Here is a 17,875-nt window from a genome sequence, read left to right as displayed (position 1 = left end):
TGTTCACCAACAACAGTTGACGAAGAACCACAACAATCAGGCTTTTGATGACTCTCTTTTTAATCTAAAAACTTTTTATTAATAATTTTCAATTGGTCATCAAACTGGTACACAATTGGTTCGCCATTTGCCACTTCTACCCCATCGATTCCCTCATCACTAATTTCTTCCAAATATTTAATGAGCGCACGTAATGTACTGCCATGAGCCACAACTAACTGATTGTGCCCATCTAACAGACGAGGAGCAACTTCGTTCGTCCAATATGGTAACAGACGATTATAGGCCATTTCAAGGCTCTCTCCACGAGGCTCGATGTCACCCAGCTCAACGTACCGTCGATCTGATTCCGTCGCCTTCAGCAAAGGCGGAATGGCCTTAAAGCTTCGTCGCCATAGTGCCACTTGATGGGCACCATAAACTTTTCGAGTTTCATCCTTATTTTGACCACGCAAAGCTCCGTAATGTCGCTCATTTAAACGCCAAGTCTTATGGATTGGTAACCAGTCCTGTTGGATTTGGTCCATAACAATATCAGCTGTCGTAATTGCCCGTTTTAACAACGAAGTATGCACATCGGTAAACTGAATTTGTGTTTGCTGAATCAATTTACCAGCCCGTTTAGCTTCAGCTCTTCCTTGCGCAGTAAGTGGCACATCGCTCCAACCGGTATACACATTGTCACGATTAGCTTCACTTTGACCATGTCGTAATAAGACTAAGTAAGTCATTTTTAATCCTCATCTTCAAAATTTGAATTCAAACCTTTAACTTTATCTACTAAAGAATCATCAGTTTCTGACTGCTCTTTTTCAGGGTAAACAGGTTTTCCCATTTCTGATCGAACTGATTTGGAACGGTTTCCCATAAATGTAACGACCGATCCCAACAGGATAATCACGATTCCCACAATTGTTGGTACTGTAATTGTTTCACCTAAAATTAAAGCTGCTAGAATTGGTGCCAACGCTGGTTTGATGAAGAACACCAGTGAAGCCGTCGAAACATCGGAAGTTTCCATTGCCAAAAAGTAAAATGCAAATCCACCACCGGTAACACAAACGCCAATGAAGAATAATAGTGGCACATATTGCCAGCTGATGTTGTGAATAACCGGAATATTAACAAATTGCTTCAGAAAGCTAACTTGTCCCATTGCCCGTCCAATCGCTGGAACGTGCGTTAACATAACAATAACGAACAATTCAACCGTTCCTGTTAAGAACGTAAAACAAGTCATTACAATTCCATTTAAATCTCGTTTTTTGTGAACCGTATCGAGAAATAATACTGTAAAGACCGAAAGTTAATGCCGAGGTAACTGCTAGTGTTAGTCCAACAACGTTTTTAATATGGGTTGGATTGACGATAACCAACAATCCAATCACTGATATAACAACTGAAATTATATTAGCGCGACCTAGCCGTTCATGTAAAATTAAATATGAAAAGATTAAAGCAAAAACTGGATTACAACTGAACAACACCGCGACAGTTGCCGCTGGAGAGTAGACAATTGCTAACTGATACAATGTCATACTGATAATGACACAAACAAATCCAGTCAATCCAAACAGCCTTAAATCTTGCCAGTTTAACCGGCGATGCTGTTTTTTTAATGCTCTCAAAGCGATTGGTAATAATACCAATCCACCAATCGCAAAACGAATGAGGTTTAATTGAATTGGATCAAAGGCCCCACCCGCTAATTTAAGTGCAATTTCCATCAAACTAAACATTAAAGTTGCAAAACTAATATAACCAACTGTTTTTCTCAATTTCCCTATTATCTCCCAATCTTGACAAACTTAACTTCTAAATTCAAGCAAAAACGCTACTTACTACAATCAATCTGTTGCACCACGCATTACGTAATTAATCCTGATTTAACAAACATCATTAACAATGGAATAATGATTAAACTCAATAACGTCGTTTCGGTTACCATAATTGCCGCATATTGTTCGTCCGCATGATACAATTTCGCTACTACAGGCGCATTAGTCATAACTGGCATTGCGGATTGCAAAATAAATACTTGCTTCATTAACAATGGAACCGGCATTGGTAGGACCAAAAGTGTCATTAATAGTGGTGCGAATATAAATCGACCTGACAATACTCCGAGACTATCTCGATTCAATTTCATATTTTTAATACCTGCTCGTTGAATCGCAATTCCGATAAAGAACATAGACAATGGAATCGTCAACCCACCAATGTACTGACAATCAGATAAAATAAACTGTGGTAATTGGATGTGCAAAAGCACTAAAAAAACGCCCACGATGAAACCAAGTAATGGCGGTGAAAAGATTTTTCCGAGCGTCGTTTTTAAATTAAATTTATGAGATTCCGTACCATCTCGCTGAATCAGCCAAACACCTAAAGTCCAAAAAATCGTTGTATTTGCCATGTAATAGACCAGTACATAAGGCAAACTGCTAGTCCCAAATAACGCCATATTAACTGGAAGTCCAATAAAAACTGTGTTTGAATTCAAAAACATTGATTCAAATAAGCCTTTATGTTGCTCCTTAATTCGGAGGACCCGAACTAAAACCATCGACAACGCAAACAAAATTAACATCGACAAAACCGGAAAACGAAGGTCTGGTAGTGTACTTAATAACTTTTTTGCAGTAAAATCATGTGTAATTGTGCTAATCATATAAGCTGGCAATGCAATTTGAGTGACCAATTTGGCGATGAGCCGTGAAGACCCCTCATCAAACCAATTTCGCCAGGATAGAATGTAACCAACCGCGATCATGACAATGATCGTCACAACGCCTTGGATACTATGTAAAAAAATTGTGATATTATCCCTTCTCCAAGTGGTGTATGATAGTTAAAATAATGAAACAAGGTCTAGTATAGCATATTTTCATAGACCATTTTCACAAATACCTTGGTAAATATGGTGTGATCACTATGAAAGCGAACACATTTTTTCAATTAAAATAGCTGAAAAGAGGACTACATTAGTGAGTGAGAAACATATGAAAGATACAAAGAAATCGCATAAAAAAATCTGGTGGACTATTGGTATCATTTTAGTTTTATTAATTGCTGGCGGCGCTAAAGCATACTCCATGTATGCCAATGCTAAAGATACGGTTAATTCAGCTTATCAAAAAACGAAAACACCCTCGACTCGGAATGTATCCAACGTCATTAAAAATAAAAAGCCTCTTAATGTCTTAGTCTTAGGAACTGATACCGGGGCCTTAGGTCGAAAGACAACTGGTCTTAGTGACACAATAATGGTGGCTTCCTTAAATGCTCAAAAAGAAACAACATACATGACCAGCATCCCGCGTGATACTGAAGTTACCATTGATGGGTCAACAGAAAAAATTAATTCAGCTTATGAAATTGGTGGGGTTTCTCAGTCCATTAAATCTGTGCAAACATTACTTGACGTTCCCGTCGATTTTTATGTTGTCATGAACATGGGCGGACTAGAAGATCTCGTAAATGCAGTTGGCGGAGTTAACGTCACTCCACCATTAACGTTTAAGTATGGCTCTGCCAACGTTAAAAAAGGGGTCAAAACACATCTTACTGGGAAAGAAGCCCTGTCTTATTCCCGGATGCGTTATGATGATCCTGATGGTGATTACGGTCGTCAAAAACGTCAGCGCCAAATTATCTTGGCAATTGCTAAAAAAGCCCTCTCCATTTCTTCAGTCACTAGATTTCAATCCATTTTGAACTCTGTGAAGAAAAATATGAAGACAAATTTAACTTTCAACGACATGTTAGCACTGCGTTTTAATTACAAAAACGCTTCTCACCATATTAAATCAACAACTTTAAAGGGTGACAGTCAAACCATTAACGGCTTATCATACCAGGTCGCTCCAACGTCTGAACGACGACGCGTTTCAAACAAAATTCGTAAAGAATTAGGGCTAAAAGCAACAACCACGCTAAAAGAAAGCCAAGAAAGTTCAAACACTGCTGACAGCTCAAGTAGCTCAGCTTCCAGTGATTCAAACACAAGCAGCAGTTCCGCTATTAATTCTTCCTCAATTAATAGCGATCCGTTTTCCAGTGCAAGCACACCGCAAACTACTCCCTAATGAAATATAAAAAGGACTTGGAAAAATTCCAAGCCCTTTTTTTCTACGTTCAATTCAATTTTAAAACTTTTTCAAATTTAACTCGTCGCTGTTGCCTTAATTGTTCTCCATCTAATTTTTCAAAACGTTTCATCGTTTTCATCAATTCATCATCAATTCGTTGTACTAATGAACCAGCTGGCGTCTCACTAATGATACTATCTGTAAGACCAATTTTTTTGAGTTGTTGCGCAGTCATCGGTAAAAACTCACTCGCATCCCTAGTCTCATCACGATTTTTCAAAATTGCTTGTACGGCTTCCGGTGATGCCACTGAAAACAGCGCATTTTCAAGCATCAGAATTGCATTTGCATTGCTAAAAGCCAATGCACCGCCACTATGTCCTTCACCCAGAAAAAGTGCGATGTTAATAACTTTTAATTGACCCATTTTGGCAATTAAATCCGCAATTGCTTCACTTTGTCCATGTTGTTCAGAAAACACGCTGGCATCTGCACCTGGCATATTAATAAAACTAATCACCGGACGGTTAAACTTTTCGGCCGCTTTAATCACCCGCAAAGCCTTCCGATAGCCTGTAACTCGAACTGCACCACCATTCACTTCCCGGCGTTGCTCGATATTAGTTCCCCGATTAATTCCAATAATTGTGATGGGACGCTGATGAAACAATCCAATTCCAGTTGTAACAGCCGGATCATCTCCTAATTGACGATCCCCATGAATCTCAAAAAAGTCAGTCACAAGTTGACTAGTAAGTTGGTGCGCAGTCAACCGTTTCGGAGAGCGGACTAAATTTATTTTTTCTTCCAAATTTTTTTCAGGCATGGTTACCTCCAAAATGAATTCGCAATAAGGTAATTAGTTGGCTACGCACTTTTTCACGTTGTATGACTTGATCCACTAACCCATGAGCCAACAAATCTTCGGCCGTCTGAAAAGTGTCAGAAAGTTGTTCATGGGTAGTTTGTGCAATGACCCTTTTTCCAGCAAAGCCAATTTGAGCGTGATCTTCTGCCAAAACATAGTCGGCCTTAAAACCAAAGCTAGCCGAAACACCGCCCATAGTTGGATCCGTCAAAATATTCACGACTAAATTTTTGCTATCTTCTAACTGACTCCACTGATTTAAAATGGTATTCATTTGCAGCAGTGAAAAAATCCCTTCCTGCATGCGGGCCCCACCTGACGCCACAAACAGAATTAATGGTAACTTCCGTGCAACGGATTCAGCCATTGCCTGTTTGATCACTGCGCCTATTGTGGTATTTAACGTTCCCATCATAAAATGGCTATCCATAACACCAATAACCACTGGAAAACCACCAATTTTGGCAGTACCAGCACACATCGCCTCCGCTTCACCAGTTTTGTCTTGGGCTCTTTTTAATTTTTCAGTATATCCTGGAAAGTCTAAGAAATCCGTGCTGGTTCCAACCGTTTCAAAACTTTGCCAGCTATCTGCATCAATCGTAATCCTCAGACGCTGCTTAATTGTTAACCGCTGTAATTGTCCACAAAAAGGGCATCGATAATTTGGGTGCCATTGAAGCTTATGGACATGTTTTCCACAGTATCGGCAAGCCTGCCAACTATTATTTTCAGGCATATGACTCATGTGATCCAGCCTCCATTAGTTTCCCTACAGAATGGATATTGTAATGATTTTCCGCAAACTGAGTACTATTTATTAATTGCTTGAGCTGTGACAAATTAGTGCCAATTCCAGTCACCTTAACGTCACTCAGAACTATTTGCATTTTCTTAATTGCCGCTTCGCGCGTTTTGGCGTACACAATTATCTTTGCCAACAACCGATCATAAAACGGCGTAATTTCGTCACCATTTTGCAAACCAGTATCTACGCGCACATCAGTTGGTAAATCAAACTGCGTTAACCTTCCCGTTTCAAATTGTTGTTTAGCGACATTAGTTTCGGCATTCAGTCGACATTCAATCGCATGTCCGGTGAATTCGATTTGATGCACCACTGGTTTTTCGTTCGCTGCCACCCGAATTTGTGCCTGAACGATGTCAATTCCGCTTGTTTCTTCGGTGACACCGTGTTCCACCTGCAGACGTGTATTCATCTCTAAAAAGTAGAAATGATGATGTACAAATAAGAATTCAACTGTCCCCAAGCTTTGATAGTTTGACCTATCCAACAACTGATGCACTAGCTTATATAAAGTAGTGCGTTCTTTTTTTGTTAAAATTGCGGCATTACTTTCTTCAATTATTTTTTGGCGATTTTTTTGCAAGCTACAATCACGATCGCCTAAAATCAATAATTGGTCGGGCATACCTAACACTTGTACTTCAATATGCCGGGCTTTTTCAAATGCCCGCTCTAAATAAATCGTGCCATCTAAAAAAGAAGACCCCGCCTCTTCTTTGACTAGTTGATACTTCTCAAAGAGTTCCTTAGCCGAATGCACTAAGCGAATTCCCTTTCCGCCGCCGCCATGACTAGCTTTTAATAATACGGGATAGCCAATCGCGTTAGCTTTAGCATAGAGTTGTGGCTCGCTGGTGATCATGCCAGAGCCCGGAATGATTGGTAATCCCCGTTTTTGGGCAAGTGCTCGTGAATTGGTTTTATCTGAAAAATCGTGAATTAAAGAAGCTTGTGGTCCAATCCAAGTCATGCCGCATTCTTCACACATTTGGGCAAATAAAGCATCTTCGGATAAAAAGCCGTACCCAGGATGAACTGCATCAGCATTAGTGTTAATCCCCGCCATCAAAATGGCCTCCCGATTAAGATAGGAGTTAACGGCAGCTGCTGGTCCGATACAGACTGACTCATCTGCTTGTTTCACAAATAGCGCCTCTCGATCAGCCTCTGAATAAACGGCCACCGTCGCAATTCCAAGCTTCTGACAAGCGCTTATAATCCGAACAGCAATTTCGCCTCGGTTGGCAATTAAAACTTTTCTAAACATGTTTGTTATCCTTTGTTAAAGCGATTAATGATTGATGAAACTCAACCGGATCACCATCTTTTACATATAACTGACTAACCACTCCAGCTTGTGAACTGGTTACATCGTTAAACAGTTTCATGCTCTCTATTTGAGCAACCACATCACCAACGGCAACTTTTTGTCCAACTTTTAATTGCTTTTCCAAGTGCACAACCCCAACCATAGGACTACTGATCACTGAATCAGAAAATGGTTGTTCTTGCTTTACAGGTTTACCAGTTGGTCCTACTGGAGCTTCACCCGTTGCCTTCTTTACATGAATTTTGGTTTTGTCAATTTCGATCTCTACTTCACTGAAGTTCATTTGATCTAGTTTATCTAATAATTTATTGATATCTTCTAAATTCAAATTATCTAACCTCCTAGAAGTTAATTAACATACTTGCATAGTCTAAGCCAGCGCCAAATCCGGTTAGCAGGACCTTTTTCGGTTGGCCTTTTACTCGCGATAATTGATCCAACGCCATTGGAATTCCTGCCGACGAGGTGTTCCCATAATGAATGACATTTACCGGAAATTTTTCAAGCGAAATCGTCAATGTCTGACTAATTTTTTCGATAATTCGTAAGTTTGCCTGATGACAAATCACAGCATCAATTGAGTCTGCACCCAACTGATTTTTTTCTAAGATTTGCTGCATTTGAGTCGGTACTGTTTCTGTCGCAAATGTAAACACCGCGCGCCCATCCTGATAAAATGCGTCTGTTTTTGGATAGTTATCTGCAGAAATTTCCTGAATTGGCTGAATTCTGCCACTGTGAATTGTTTGATTAGCACTACCTAGTGATTGCAGCTTCTCATCGATAAAGAATTCTTCACTCACATCATCTGTGGTTTCCAAAAGTGCACCACCAGCACCGTCACCAAAAAAAACAGCAGAGGTACGATCTTCAAAATCCATCATCTTAGAGTTAGTTTCCCCACTGATGACCAAAGCTTTGTGATAGCGTCCAGAACGTAAGAATTTTTCAGCCGTGCTCAGGCCAAATACAAACCCCGCACATGCTGCCGAAATATCCATGGCAAATGCATTTTTGGCACCTAATTTATCTTGCACAATACAGGCCGTTGCTGGTGTTAAACTATCTGGTGTGATGGTTGAAATCAAGATCAGATCAATTTCATCAGCCTGAACGCCACTCTTATCTAAGAGCTGTTTGCCAACCTGCGTACATAAATCTGAAGTATTCTCACCGTTCATTGCAAAATGACGAGTCTCAATACCAGTATGAGTCTGAATCCATTCATCACTCGTATCCATGATTTTGCTTAATTCAAAGTTATCGACAATACGCTTTGGGACATAATGCCCTGTAGCAGCAATCTTTATGTTCACCGTCATTTTTTGTTCCTCACTTACGATTGTTTTCTCTATTTTACCAATCTTTTCCGTCATTTGGTAATCTAACCCTGCTTCTATTCAAAAACTTTAAAAACTAAGTGCTAAACTGCTGAATTAGATTAATTTTTCAAAAAAATAGAACTAGAACACGTATTTGGTTGGACTTTGTGTGGCCAACCTTACCTGTTTTAGTTCTATTTTTTATAATTTATTTTTTGTCAGCATTGCTAACATGTCTTTTTTCCCATCATTTGGAATCTTTTGCGCATAAACCTGAAGGCCGGCAGCATGCAACGCACGAATGTCGTCAATTTCTTCAGGGCCAACTGCTATGGAATCATTAAGCATCGTCATTCCTTGAGAGAAGGCTAAGCTGCCAATATCAATCCCGAGCTTTTGAAAATCCATTCCACCACGCACAAGCCTTAACATATCTTGAACCGTCTCGGTTAATAGAAGAACCTTGAAAGAATCAAAACGCGGATCCGAATAAATTCGCAACATTTTGTCAATCGTCAACACATTCGTATTGACGCCTACTGGTGCTGCTTGGACAATCAACATCTTACGTAAATCATCATTCGCCACACTATCCGAAACAACTAAAATGCGATTTGGTTTAACAAATTTTGACCAGCCAGTTACAATTTGACCATGAAGTAAACGACTATCTACCCTTGCTAAACAAATTTTCATTGTCAAAGCTAGTCGTCTCCCTTATCTTCTTCTGGTAATTCCAAATGGCGAACACCAGATTTTGCACTTTCCTCTAAGCGAAGAACTGCATCCTTCAAGCTTTGATCACGCACAACATAGGCTTCACTTAACATTGCTAAGTTCAAACCTGTCAGTAATGCCATCCGATCTGGATGTTCAGCCACAATTTGGCCTGCCACGTTGAATGGCGTCCCACCAAATAAATCAACCAAAAATATCACTTGATCATCTTGATCAAAACCTTTTAATGTAGTTTGATAGTTAGTTAAAAGTTTTTTAGGATCTTCATCAGGTTCAAGAGCTACAGAAACTACTTTTTCCTGTTTTCCAAAGATTTCCCAAGACGATTTCACGATACTTTTAGCAAAATCCCCATGACTTGCCACAATGTACGCAATCATGCTTGTGTTCCTCCTTTAAAATTTAAATTGCTACTTTTTTAAAAGCTTTCTAAAACTGTGTCGCAGCCGATCAAACATATCTTTTTCGTAAACTAGTTGTTTTGCATCCATATGTTTGCGCATCGCTCTGAATACCCCTTTTGGGTCTTTAGTCGTGAACACATATCCGATATTACGCTTCGATTGCACGGAAAAACGCATGATCTTACCCTTGCGAATTCCACGTGCGGCCACAACATGACTAATCTCGTCCCAAGGTAAGTAAACAAAGTTTCGGTTCTTATGATTGTTAATAAATTCAAAGCCCTTATCACCAATCACAATTTTTCCGCGTTGATTAGCCCCGACAAATAAGTCAGCAGTAACTTTTAAATCAATTATTGTATTCTTTGTTTCAGTCATTAATGATTACTTTCCTTAATTATTTTGACTTGGTCCGACTATGCCGACTAAATTTATTTTTAATTTTTTGAAAAATATTTCTTGACCCACGCCTAACAACTTGAAGAAAGGATAATGAACGCAACATTTTATTAGGGTCAATATAAACTCGAATGGCGCGAAGGGTCTTTTTGGCATCTCGTGCAGCAAAAGAATAAGTCCCATTAGATTTAGTTTTTAAGGCAAACCTGGGAATCCACTTTCCTTTAAAAATAACTGAAGCGTACACATAGCTTACCTCGGTCCAAGGAATTTGCACATAATCTTTAACATTTCGGGAGCTATAAAATTCAAATCCCTTATCGCCGATCATGATTTGGCCATAACTACCTAAACCAATATACGACGTTCCTTTCATCACTAAATCAACCTTTGTATTAATAGATTGAACCATTTGCTCAACTCCATTCTCTCTTTATTGCTTTCACATTTATACAATTACAGTTATTATACGACGACTTGTACGTTTGGGCAAAAACTTATCTTTGTCTACTAATCAACATAATTAATAAAAAAGCCCGGGAACTAAATCCCAGGCTAATTTAAATTTATTACATAATGTGTAAGACATGTAAGATAATACCAGCGAAGAATAAACCAAAGATAATAACGATTGGTGAAACACCCTTCTTAAGTAACCACATACAGAATAATGTAAGAAGTAATCCTGCTAAACCAGGAATTAATTGATCCAAGTTATCTTGTAAGGTTGTTACCTTGTACCTATCCAAAGATAAACCAGCTGCTTGCTGTGTCAAAGCTTCTTTGATTCCAGCAGCGCCACTCTTAAGATGAGCCCAATCAATGTAAGCACCCTTAGCTTGTTCAACTTTTGAAACAACTGGGGTAAACTTAACAACAACCCAACGGTTAATTAAGGATCCTAAGATAAACATACCTAAAATTGAAGCACCCTTAGTTACCTTTTGTAGTAAGCCACCAGACATATCCTTTGAAATTGCAGAACCGGCTTTATAACCGAATTCTTGTGAATACCAGGTAAATGCCATTCGAATAATGTTCCAAGCCACGAAGAAGATGATTGGTCCCATGATACTACCACTCATAGCCAATGAAGCACCTAAGGCACCTAAAATTGGACGAACAGTAAACCAGAACACTGGATCACCAACACCAGCTAAAGGACCCATCATACCAACTTTAACACCTTGAATAGCAACATCATCAATTGGTGCACCATTAGCACGATCCTCTTCAAGAGCCATTGTAACTCCAAGAATTGGTGAAGCTAAGTAAGGATGAGTATTGAAGAATACCAAATGTCGTTTTAAGGCTGCGGCACGGTCTTCTTTGGTCTTGTACAATCTCTTAAGGGCTGGGACTAATGAGTAAGCCCAACCACCATTTTGCATACGTTCATAGTTCCAAGAACCTTGAAGAAAGGTTGAACGCCACCAAACGGCTACACGATCTTTTTTAGTTAATCTTATTTTCAATGTTGTACCTGCTGCTTTTGTATCTGCTGTTTCTGCCATTTTTTTCGCCCCTTCCTTAATAATTATCTATGACATCGCCAAGCGGATCGCCGGAATTATCGGAACCTCCGTCGCTGCTTGTCGAACCACTATTATTAGAACTGCTTGCCTCTAAGTTTAGATAAATTAGAGCCATTGAAACACCAATTGTACCTAAACCAATTAAAGTTAAATCTTTAATGGTTGCCATTACAAAACCAATGGCAAAGAATGGCCATACTTCAGCAGTCGCCATCATGTTGATAACCATTGCATATCCAACAGCAACAACCATACCACCACCAATTGAAAGGCCTTGGGTTAACCAAGTTGGCATAGCGTTCAATACTGCTTTAACAGGACCAGCACCAACGGCTAAGATCAATGCAGCTGGAATAGCAATTCGTAAACCTTGTAAACAAATATCAATCCATTGCCACATATCAAGCTTATTAAAACTTCCTTCTGCAGCAACCCTATCCATAATATGAACAATCATAGTTGAAATTGTCCGAACAAGAATTGTTAATAGTAAACCGGCAACAGCTAAAGGTACCGCAATCGCAATCGCGGAAGCAATACCAGCTTTACCTTGGCCACCTAAAACTAGAATAATTGCAGATGCAACACCAGCCAAAGCGGCATCAGGTGCAACAGCGGCACCGACGTTAGCCCAGCCTAAAGCGATCATTTGTAAAGTACCTCCCAATACAAGGCAAGGCATTAAATTTCCAGTTACTAATCCAATCAACGTACATGAAATAACTGGTTGATGGAATTGAAATTGATCCAAAATACCTTCCATACCGGCTAAAAACGAGATAAGAATAACTAAAATTATCTGAATAGCGTTTAAATTCATTTCGATTAATCCTCCATTTCTTCCATTAAATTATTTCTGTTTCTGTAGCTGTGTTTCAGCTTTTTTAAGAATTTCATCCATATCGTCTTTGGAATCTGTTGGAACCTTACGTACATCAAATGTAACGCCATCAGACTTCAATTTGGCAAATGTATCAATGTCATCTTGATCAAAAGCTAAAACCTTATTAGGTTGAACTTTTCCAACTGAATGTGACATAGAACCCACATTGAGTGTCTTAAGTGGAACGCCACCCTCAATAGCTCTAAGCGCATCTTGTGGTGTTTCAAAAAGTAATAATGCTCGTTGACCACCAAAATGTTTGTCATCCTTAGATAACTTAATCATCTGATCAATTGGAACAACATGTGCTTTTACACCAGAAGGTGCAGCCTGTTTAATCATTGTTGTCCGTAATTCGTCTTTTGCAACGCTATCAGAAACAACAATAATTCGGGTTGGATTAGTTGCTTTGGTCCAGCCAGTTGCAACCTGTCCATGTAACAAACGTGAATCAATTCGTGCCAAGACGTATTCGAGTTTTCCAGGTTTCCCTGCAGCAGCTCCAGCATTTTTTGATTTTGTGCTAGGTGCTTTCTTCTGCAACTCTTCTGGACGAACCTTTACACCTTCGATTGCAGTTTCTTGAATATGAGCTGCAATATCACGTGCATTATCCATTGACATTCTTGAAGCATATGCCTCAATTAACATTGGTAAATTCAAACCGGCAACAATTGCCCATTTGTCTTTATGTGCTTCAAACAAGTTATTCACTTGATTGAATGGTGTTCCGCCCCAGAGATCAACTAAGAACAAGATCTCATCTTGGTTCTCGAAAGAGGCAATTGCCGCTTCCAATTTTCCTTTAATATCGTCAGGTCCTTCACTAGGCTTTAAAGTAACAGCCTTGACGTTTTCTTGCTCTCCAAAAATCATTGATCCGGATTGCAAGATCCCGTTAGCAAATTCACCGTGACTAGCAATGATAATCCCTACCATTTCTATACCTCCTATTATGATTGTTACAGTAAATAAAAATGAACAAATAATTTCTCAATAACCTGTAACTAAATTTGATCCTCACAAGTACAAGACCATCTTTTTTTGCACTCACTTATATATATGCAAAAACCGTGCCAAAGTACACTAAATGAAAACGCCTACTTTAAAGCGTTTTAAAATAACACACAAAACTGATACAGTCTTGTGTGTTATTTTGTGTGTTATTTGTGAATTACTTTTAACTATTCAATTGTTTTGTGTTGGCTGTTTCATCTTTAGCTTGCCAAGTTTCAAGGAGTTTAACAATGTAATAAACTTCTTCAGGCGACAATTCGATTCTAATCTGACGCAGGTATTTATCGTTTACAGACCTCACTGCTGAATACCATTTCGAATCTTTTATTTGTTTTAATTCTTTGTCTGTTGCAGAAATCTCGCCATTTGTTAGTGACCGTTCAATTGCACCTGCAATATGCATAATGAGATTAATCTTAAATGGTTCACTAAATTTTTTATGAGTATCGGTCTGTAATTGATTTACATATTGCCATAAAACATTCGTAATTTTATGTGGATTAATGAAAGTATAAAATTCGTCTAAATATTGCGCGCATACTTCTTTAGTCAATTTCACGTCCTGATGACTATCGAAAACGCTAATGAAATTTCGCTCCAACACTTTATCAATAAATTGTTCGCCGCCACCTTCCAAGAGATTTTTCAGTGACATGAACGGTACCTGAATATCAGGATGCGTGACCCCAGTCGTGGCGATAATCCGATACTCCTTTTGTAAACTCTTAATATGAGTATTCATATTAACTAACGAAATTGGAATGATTTTAATATCGTCAATTAGGTTTTCCACTAAAAGCTGATCTAATAAGGACTGAATCTTTTTTGCTGTCCCCTCACCCGTTGAACAAATCGCAACAATTGCCTTTGGTTGTACAGAAGAGTCAGCTTTAGAAGTCGTGTCCGCCAATTTTGGTTTCCGTGTGGAACTAGCATTTACACGAGAGTAACCACGGAATTCGCGTAACTCTGAATAAATGGCCGATAAATCAGTTTCGATAAAGGAGGTTTTACGAGCCGCCTCTAGTACCATTGAGGTCGTCACCATATCAATTGTTTGAACTGGAATATGAGTTTCTTTCGTAATTTTAGAAGCAAAAGTACTTAGTGACCCCATATCAACGAGAAGTAAAACACCATTTCCTTCATCAGCTCGTTTAACACATTCCACAATATCCTTGTATGCCACTTTTGGATCCATATCCAAGGGCATATCAAATGATTGAATGGTGTTATCAGATAGGAGCTGGGACACAACTTGTACCATTGATGTAGCTGTACTACTCCCGTGAGCTGCAACCACAATTCCAACTTTACCTGTAGTTGGTGCTACCTTTAACGAAACCAATAAAATTGCTAAGTAATAGCTTTCCGATTCCGGGATTGGCACATTGTATCGATCTTCCAATTGACTCTTAATCTGCTGAGAAACTTTCATTTCAGCTGGATACTCTTTAACCATGGCAACCAAATCTTGACTCATTGTCCGCATTGGTTTACCAGATTGAATTCTTTTAATGAAGGAACTAATGTGTAAACTCATCGCATATAGGAAATTATCGCGAAATTTATAGTTCAAAACTTTTTCAATTTTAACTTGAGTCTCTTTTGTGAAATCAATAATATCCTGATTGACGATTTCAGCCAACTTCGATTCGCTTCGTTTATCATCTTCGTCTGTTGAAAATGTCTTTAAATGAAGATTGATATCCGTTGTAATGAAATGATTGATATGTTCTTGATCCAAACCTTGTTGACGAAGTAAAGTCGCCTTATCACCAATAATCTCGTATAAATTATAGGGAAGCTCATAGCTATCATTTCGATTTGTGAGGACATGTGTATCGGAATCAGGTCGAATGGTCATGTACGGCTCCAACAACTTAGAAATTTCCCCAGAATCATGCCGATTAGCGGCTAAATGTACTAAGCCATCCTTAATATTTGGTGGTAAGTCGTCCACAGTAATCATGATTTCATCTTCATTAGAAATACTGTTTAAAAAGCCACGAGCACAAACCAATTGGATATTTGATTTTAGTTGTCCCACATTTCCATAGGTCACACTGCCTAAAAGTGACTGCACAACATCTTCAGTTAATGTGATTTGTTTATGCGTTCGTTTTGCCTCAATTCCCAAAAGAGCTTTTAGTAACTCAATTCGTTCTTTTGGACTTCGTTTGTTGAATGCCGGCAATTGAATGGTAATTGGAATTCGCCGTACAAAAGTTTTCAACAATGAACTTTCAGGATCTTCTGTCGTTGCGCAAACCAACCGCACATTAGCATGATGTGTCTTAGAAGTTTCACCTAACTTACTGTACGTGCCATGATCCATGAAATAAAAAATCATTTCTTGGCCCTCAGGTGGCAAACGATGCACTTCATCCAAAAATAACATCCCGTTATCTGCTTCTTGAATGAGCCCGTCTTTGTCTTCGTCAGCACCAGTAAAAGCGCCCTTGACGTAACCAAATAGATGAGACATTAACAGCTCTGGATTATGTGAATAATCTGCACAATTGAAAGTCGTTAACTGATCTGTTTTTTTAATTACATTTTGGTTCTGCGCAAATTGAAACATTGCATTAGCGAAATACGTTTTCCCAGAACCAGTTGGGCCAATCACCAGTGTGTTTAAACCCCGCGGTGGATACAAAATTGCAGCCTTGGCCTGCTCAATTTGATTTCGCATACTGGAACTGTTACCAATCATATGTTCGAAAACATCATTAGTTCCAGTTGGGCCCTGTGGTTTTTCTGTATGTTCTAAGCCACTGTGAATTCGTCGTTTTCCTGCTGATAATGGTGAAGTGATAACTTCTTTTTTTGGTTCCTGGTCACCAACGTATCGGCAATAGCGAACCGGACGTCCTGATAATTTAGTCAGTTTATTTTCTCGTACCAGTTGATTTAATTCTTTACTAACATTTGACCGAATTAAATCCAGTTCTTTTGCCACTTGTTCAGTGGTAAAGGTTTTGGTATCAGTTGATTGATTGGTTTCATTTAACGTTGTTTTTTCTATAATAAATTGGTAAATACGATCTTTTCGTTTCATAACCTGTTCCTCAGTTCTGTATGTCCCTTTTTTGATACACTTATAATACAGTATCATTCTAGCACACCACCTGAATTAATACAGAGTTTAATTCTTGTTTAGGTATAAAAACTCAGCCACCCTTGATGTTTAGCTCGATTCAGATTAAACTTATTTATTGAACGCACTACATAATATGCAACGTGTGTATCATATTTAGAAAGGATTTTTACATATGTATCGAAAATTTTTATCAGTATTAACCGTTTTAACCGTTTTTGTGGCTTTATTTATGTTTTCCACGACAAATTCAGTAAATGCCAAGTCCACCTATAAACGGGTTTCTATTTCAAATGTCCGATCAACTGCCTACCATAATAAAAGCAATTCTGGTGCAGCATATAATCAGAGCCACTCTCGATGCGCATTTTTATTGAAATCACATCCGCATACCAGCTGGTACGTTACCAAAAAGGAGACCCTTCGTCACAATAGGGCCAACGCGGTTTACTTCTATGTCAGAAGTGGTAATAAAAAGTATTCTGGTTGGGTATGGCAACAATACCTCACAAAAGGTGGTGCCCCATTCTGGATTAAATCCACGCATGCGGCCGCAATTGATGTCAACACAGGAAAGTTCCTCTACAATAAAAGTGCTACCGCTAAAGTACCAGTAGCTTCCACAATTAAACTGCTTACCATCTATAACGTGCTCCAAAAAGTCCATAGTAAAAAATATTCATGGAATTCCATCGTGAATACATCTGGCAGTGGTCTCTATAATATGTCGAGAAGTTATGCTTGCGGCGGATTTGTTCTTAAACATGGCGTCAGATATACAGTTAAGCAACTTTACCAAGCGGCTCTAATCGATTCTTCTAACGCAGCAGTCATTGCTTTGGGGCGTTGGGTTTCTGGTAGCAATGTCAAACAAGTCCAAAGAATGCGTTCGCAATTAAATAGTTGGGGGCTTCGTGGTAACTACATTGTGTCAGTAAGTGGCTTAGATAACGGTGATCTGAACGGTTATGGTTATCGCTATCCTGGTTCAAGTGCCTACGCGCAAAATACCATTTCGGCGCATGATATGGCCGTGGTTGCCAGAAATCTCCTGAATAAATATCCTGAAGTGAACCAAACAACTAAGATAAATAACCTGAAAGTCCATGGTCAATGGGTCCACAATGTGAATACCACTTTACCAGGTCGTAAATATAATGTCCGTTCCCTTTATATTAACGGGCTTAAAAATGGTTACACACCGCGGGCAGGTTACTGTTTAATCGGATCTAGCCAGAAACCAGGCCACCACAAATTAATTACTGTTGTAATTCATGATGATGACATGAGCAGTGATACAACGGCTTTGATGACCCATGTTTATAAATATCATTCTTTGAAAAACTAAAAATTTAGGGTCTACACTTTCTGGTATTGGTG

Annotated in this window: 19 protein-coding genes; 2 read left to right on the top strand and 17 right to left on the bottom strand. The window is 38.9% G+C overall.

The window, feature by feature from the left end:
- Window positions 1-59 precede the first annotated feature (59 nt).
- From IV84_RS06165 to IV84_RS06155, 4 genes are all read right to left on the bottom strand, one after another.
- A complete protein-coding gene (locus IV84_RS06165) occupies window positions 60-731 on the bottom strand; it encodes a 2,3-bisphosphoglycerate-dependent phosphoglycerate mutase (protein ID WP_046872015.1) in 672 nt (223 codons plus the stop codon).
- Window positions 732-733: 2 nt separating this feature from the next.
- Entirely contained in the window at window positions 734-1,240 is a 507-nt protein-coding gene (locus IV84_RS11425; RefSeq protein WP_371861591.1) for a DMT family transporter, read from the bottom strand.
- Window positions 1,206-1,778 carry a DMT family transporter gene (locus tag IV84_RS11420; RefSeq protein WP_371861592.1) on the bottom strand — a complete coding sequence of 191 codons (573 nt, stop codon included), beginning with the start codon at window positions 1,776-1,778 and terminating at the stop codon, window positions 1,206-1,208. The genes IV84_RS11425 and IV84_RS11420 overlap by 35 nt, the downstream gene beginning before the upstream one ends.
- A gap of 89 nt (window positions 1,779-1,867) precedes the next feature.
- The gene (locus tag IV84_RS06155; protein WP_056986256.1) at window positions 1,868-2,821 is read right to left on the bottom strand and encodes an AEC family transporter; all 954 of its coding nucleotides are present in this window, start codon (window positions 2,819-2,821) and stop codon (window positions 1,868-1,870) included.
- A gap of 166 nt (window positions 2,822-2,987) precedes the next feature.
- Here IV84_RS06155 and IV84_RS06150 point away from each other — a divergent pair, with 166 nt between their 5' ends.
- Window positions 2,988-4,088 (top strand): LCP family glycopolymer transferase, encoded by a 1,101-nt coding sequence (locus IV84_RS06150; RefSeq protein ID WP_046872012.1) that lies wholly within the window; start codon window positions 2,988-2,990, stop codon window positions 4,086-4,088.
- A 49-nt stretch (window positions 4,089-4,137) separates the two neighbouring features.
- On the opposite strand, the gene accA is transcribed toward IV84_RS06150, so the two are convergent.
- The 13 genes from accA to IV84_RS06085 form a co-directional block, all read right to left on the bottom strand.
- Window positions 4,138-4,917, bottom strand: a complete 780-nt coding sequence (accA, locus tag IV84_RS06145) for a carboxyltransferase subunit alpha (protein WP_046872011.1) — start codon at window positions 4,915-4,917, stop codon at window positions 4,138-4,140.
- Entirely contained in the window at window positions 4,910-5,707 is a 798-nt protein-coding gene (locus IV84_RS06140) for an acetyl-CoA carboxylase carboxyltransferase subunit beta (protein WP_046872010.1), read from the bottom strand. Before IV84_RS06140 ends, accA begins: the two co-directional genes overlap by 8 nt.
- Window positions 5,691-7,034, bottom strand: a complete 1,344-nt coding sequence (locus IV84_RS06135) for an acetyl-CoA carboxylase biotin carboxylase subunit (protein ID WP_046872009.1) — start codon at window positions 7,032-7,034, stop codon at window positions 5,691-5,693. The genes IV84_RS06140 and IV84_RS06135 overlap by 17 nt, the downstream gene beginning before the upstream one ends.
- A complete protein-coding gene (locus tag IV84_RS11220; protein WP_046872008.1) occupies window positions 7,027-7,425 on the bottom strand; it encodes an acetyl-CoA carboxylase biotin carboxyl carrier protein in 399 nt (132 codons plus the stop codon). The genes IV84_RS06135 and IV84_RS11220 overlap by 8 nt, the downstream gene beginning before the upstream one ends.
- A gap of 13 nt (window positions 7,426-7,438) precedes the next feature.
- Window positions 7,439-8,419 carry a beta-ketoacyl-ACP synthase III gene (locus IV84_RS06125; protein ID WP_046872026.1) on the bottom strand — a complete coding sequence of 327 codons (981 nt, stop codon included), beginning with the start codon at window positions 8,417-8,419 and terminating at the stop codon, window positions 7,439-7,441.
- A gap of 201 nt (window positions 8,420-8,620) precedes the next feature.
- Window positions 8,621-9,121 (bottom strand): PTS sugar transporter subunit IIB, encoded by a 501-nt coding sequence (locus IV84_RS06120; RefSeq protein ID WP_046872007.1) that lies wholly within the window; start codon window positions 9,119-9,121, stop codon window positions 8,621-8,623.
- A 2-nt stretch (window positions 9,122-9,123) separates the two neighbouring features.
- Entirely contained in the window at window positions 9,124-9,537 is a 414-nt protein-coding gene (locus tag IV84_RS06115; RefSeq protein ID WP_056986255.1) for a PTS sugar transporter subunit IIA, read from the bottom strand.
- A gap of 30 nt (window positions 9,538-9,567) precedes the next feature.
- Window positions 9,568-9,939 (bottom strand): DUF956 family protein, encoded by a 372-nt coding sequence (locus tag IV84_RS06110; protein WP_046872005.1) that lies wholly within the window; start codon window positions 9,937-9,939, stop codon window positions 9,568-9,570.
- A gap of 19 nt (window positions 9,940-9,958) precedes the next feature.
- Window positions 9,959-10,372 (bottom strand): DUF956 family protein, encoded by a 414-nt coding sequence (locus IV84_RS06105; RefSeq protein ID WP_046872004.1) that lies wholly within the window; start codon window positions 10,370-10,372, stop codon window positions 9,959-9,961.
- Between the two features lie 157 nt (window positions 10,373-10,529).
- Window positions 10,530-11,474: a PTS system mannose/fructose/sorbose family transporter subunit IID gene (locus IV84_RS06100; protein ID WP_056986254.1), complete on the bottom strand. Its 945-nt coding sequence runs from the start codon at window positions 11,472-11,474 to the stop codon at window positions 10,530-10,532.
- Window positions 11,475-11,490: 16 nt separating this feature from the next.
- Complete coding sequence (locus IV84_RS06095; RefSeq protein ID WP_056986253.1) at window positions 11,491-12,315, bottom strand: PTS mannose/fructose/sorbose transporter subunit IIC; 825 nt, start codon at window positions 12,313-12,315, stop codon at window positions 11,491-11,493.
- Window positions 12,316-12,345: 30 nt separating this feature from the next.
- Window positions 12,346-13,317 carry a mannose/fructose/sorbose PTS transporter subunit IIA gene (locus tag IV84_RS06090; RefSeq protein ID WP_046872001.1) on the bottom strand — a complete coding sequence of 324 codons (972 nt, stop codon included), beginning with the start codon at window positions 13,315-13,317 and terminating at the stop codon, window positions 12,346-12,348.
- Between the two features lie 241 nt (window positions 13,318-13,558).
- Window positions 13,559-16,456 (bottom strand): sigma-54-dependent transcriptional regulator, encoded by a 2,898-nt coding sequence (locus IV84_RS06085; RefSeq protein ID WP_056986252.1) that lies wholly within the window; start codon window positions 16,454-16,456, stop codon window positions 13,559-13,561.
- A gap of 214 nt (window positions 16,457-16,670) precedes the next feature.
- On the opposite strand from IV84_RS06085, the gene IV84_RS06080 reads away from it, so the two are divergent.
- The gene (locus IV84_RS06080) at window positions 16,671-17,843 is read left to right on the top strand and encodes a D-alanyl-D-alanine carboxypeptidase family protein (protein WP_046871999.1); all 1,173 of its coding nucleotides are present in this window, start codon (window positions 16,671-16,673) and stop codon (window positions 17,841-17,843) included.
- The last annotated feature ends 32 nt before the right edge of the window (window positions 17,844-17,875 follow it).

The sequence above is a fragment of the Pediococcus damnosus genome, assembly GCF_001437255.1.
In the GTDB taxonomy this organism is placed as follows: Bacteria; Bacillota; Bacilli; order Lactobacillales; family Lactobacillaceae; genus Pediococcus; species Pediococcus damnosus.
Note: the sequence above shows the minus strand (reverse complement) of the source record. Positions and strands in the feature narration are given on the sequence as shown.

Coding starts and splice junctions, on each gene's coding strand:
- accA (WP_046872011.1), bottom strand. CDS start 4,917: ATGCCTGAAAAAAATTTGGAAGAAAAAATAAATTTAGTCCGCTCTCCG.
- IV84_RS06100 (WP_056986254.1), bottom strand. CDS start 11,474: ATGGCAGAAACAGCAGATACAAAAGCAGCAGGTACAACATTGAAAATA.
- IV84_RS06080 (WP_046871999.1), top strand. CDS start 16,671: ATGTATCGAAAATTTTTATCAGTATTAACCGTTTTAACCGTTTTTGTG.
- IV84_RS06140 (WP_046872010.1), bottom strand. CDS start 5,707: ATGAGTCATATGCCTGAAAATAATAGTTGGCAGGCTTGCCGATACTGT.
- IV84_RS06115 (WP_056986255.1), bottom strand. CDS start 9,537: ATGATTGCGTACATTGTGGCAAGTCATGGGGATTTTGCTAAAAGTATC.
- IV84_RS06095 (WP_056986253.1), bottom strand. CDS start 12,315: ATGAATTTAAACGCTATTCAGATAATTTTAGTTATTCTTATCTCGTTT.
- IV84_RS06090 (WP_046872001.1), bottom strand. CDS start 13,317: ATGGTAGGGATTATCATTGCTAGTCACGGTGAATTTGCTAACGGGATC.
- IV84_RS06125 (WP_046872026.1), bottom strand. CDS start 8,419: ATGACGGTGAACATAAAGATTGCTGCTACAGGGCATTATGTCCCAAAG.
- IV84_RS06085 (WP_056986252.1), bottom strand. CDS start 16,456: ATGAAACGAAAAGATCGTATTTACCAATTTATTATAGAAAAAACAACG.
- IV84_RS11425 (WP_371861591.1), bottom strand. CDS start 1,240: ATGACTTGTTTTACGTTCTTAACAGGAACGGTTGAATTGTTCGTTATT.
- IV84_RS06105 (WP_046872004.1), bottom strand. CDS start 10,372: ATGGTTCAATCTATTAATACAAAGGTTGATTTAGTGATGAAAGGAACG.
- IV84_RS06135 (WP_046872009.1), bottom strand. CDS start 7,034: ATGTTTAGAAAAGTTTTAATTGCCAACCGAGGCGAAATTGCTGTTCGG.
- IV84_RS06165 (WP_046872015.1), bottom strand. CDS start 731: ATGACTTACTTAGTCTTATTACGACATGGTCAAAGTGAAGCTAATCGT.
- IV84_RS06110 (WP_046872005.1), bottom strand. CDS start 9,939: ATGACTGAAACAAAGAATACAATAATTGATTTAAAAGTTACTGCTGAC.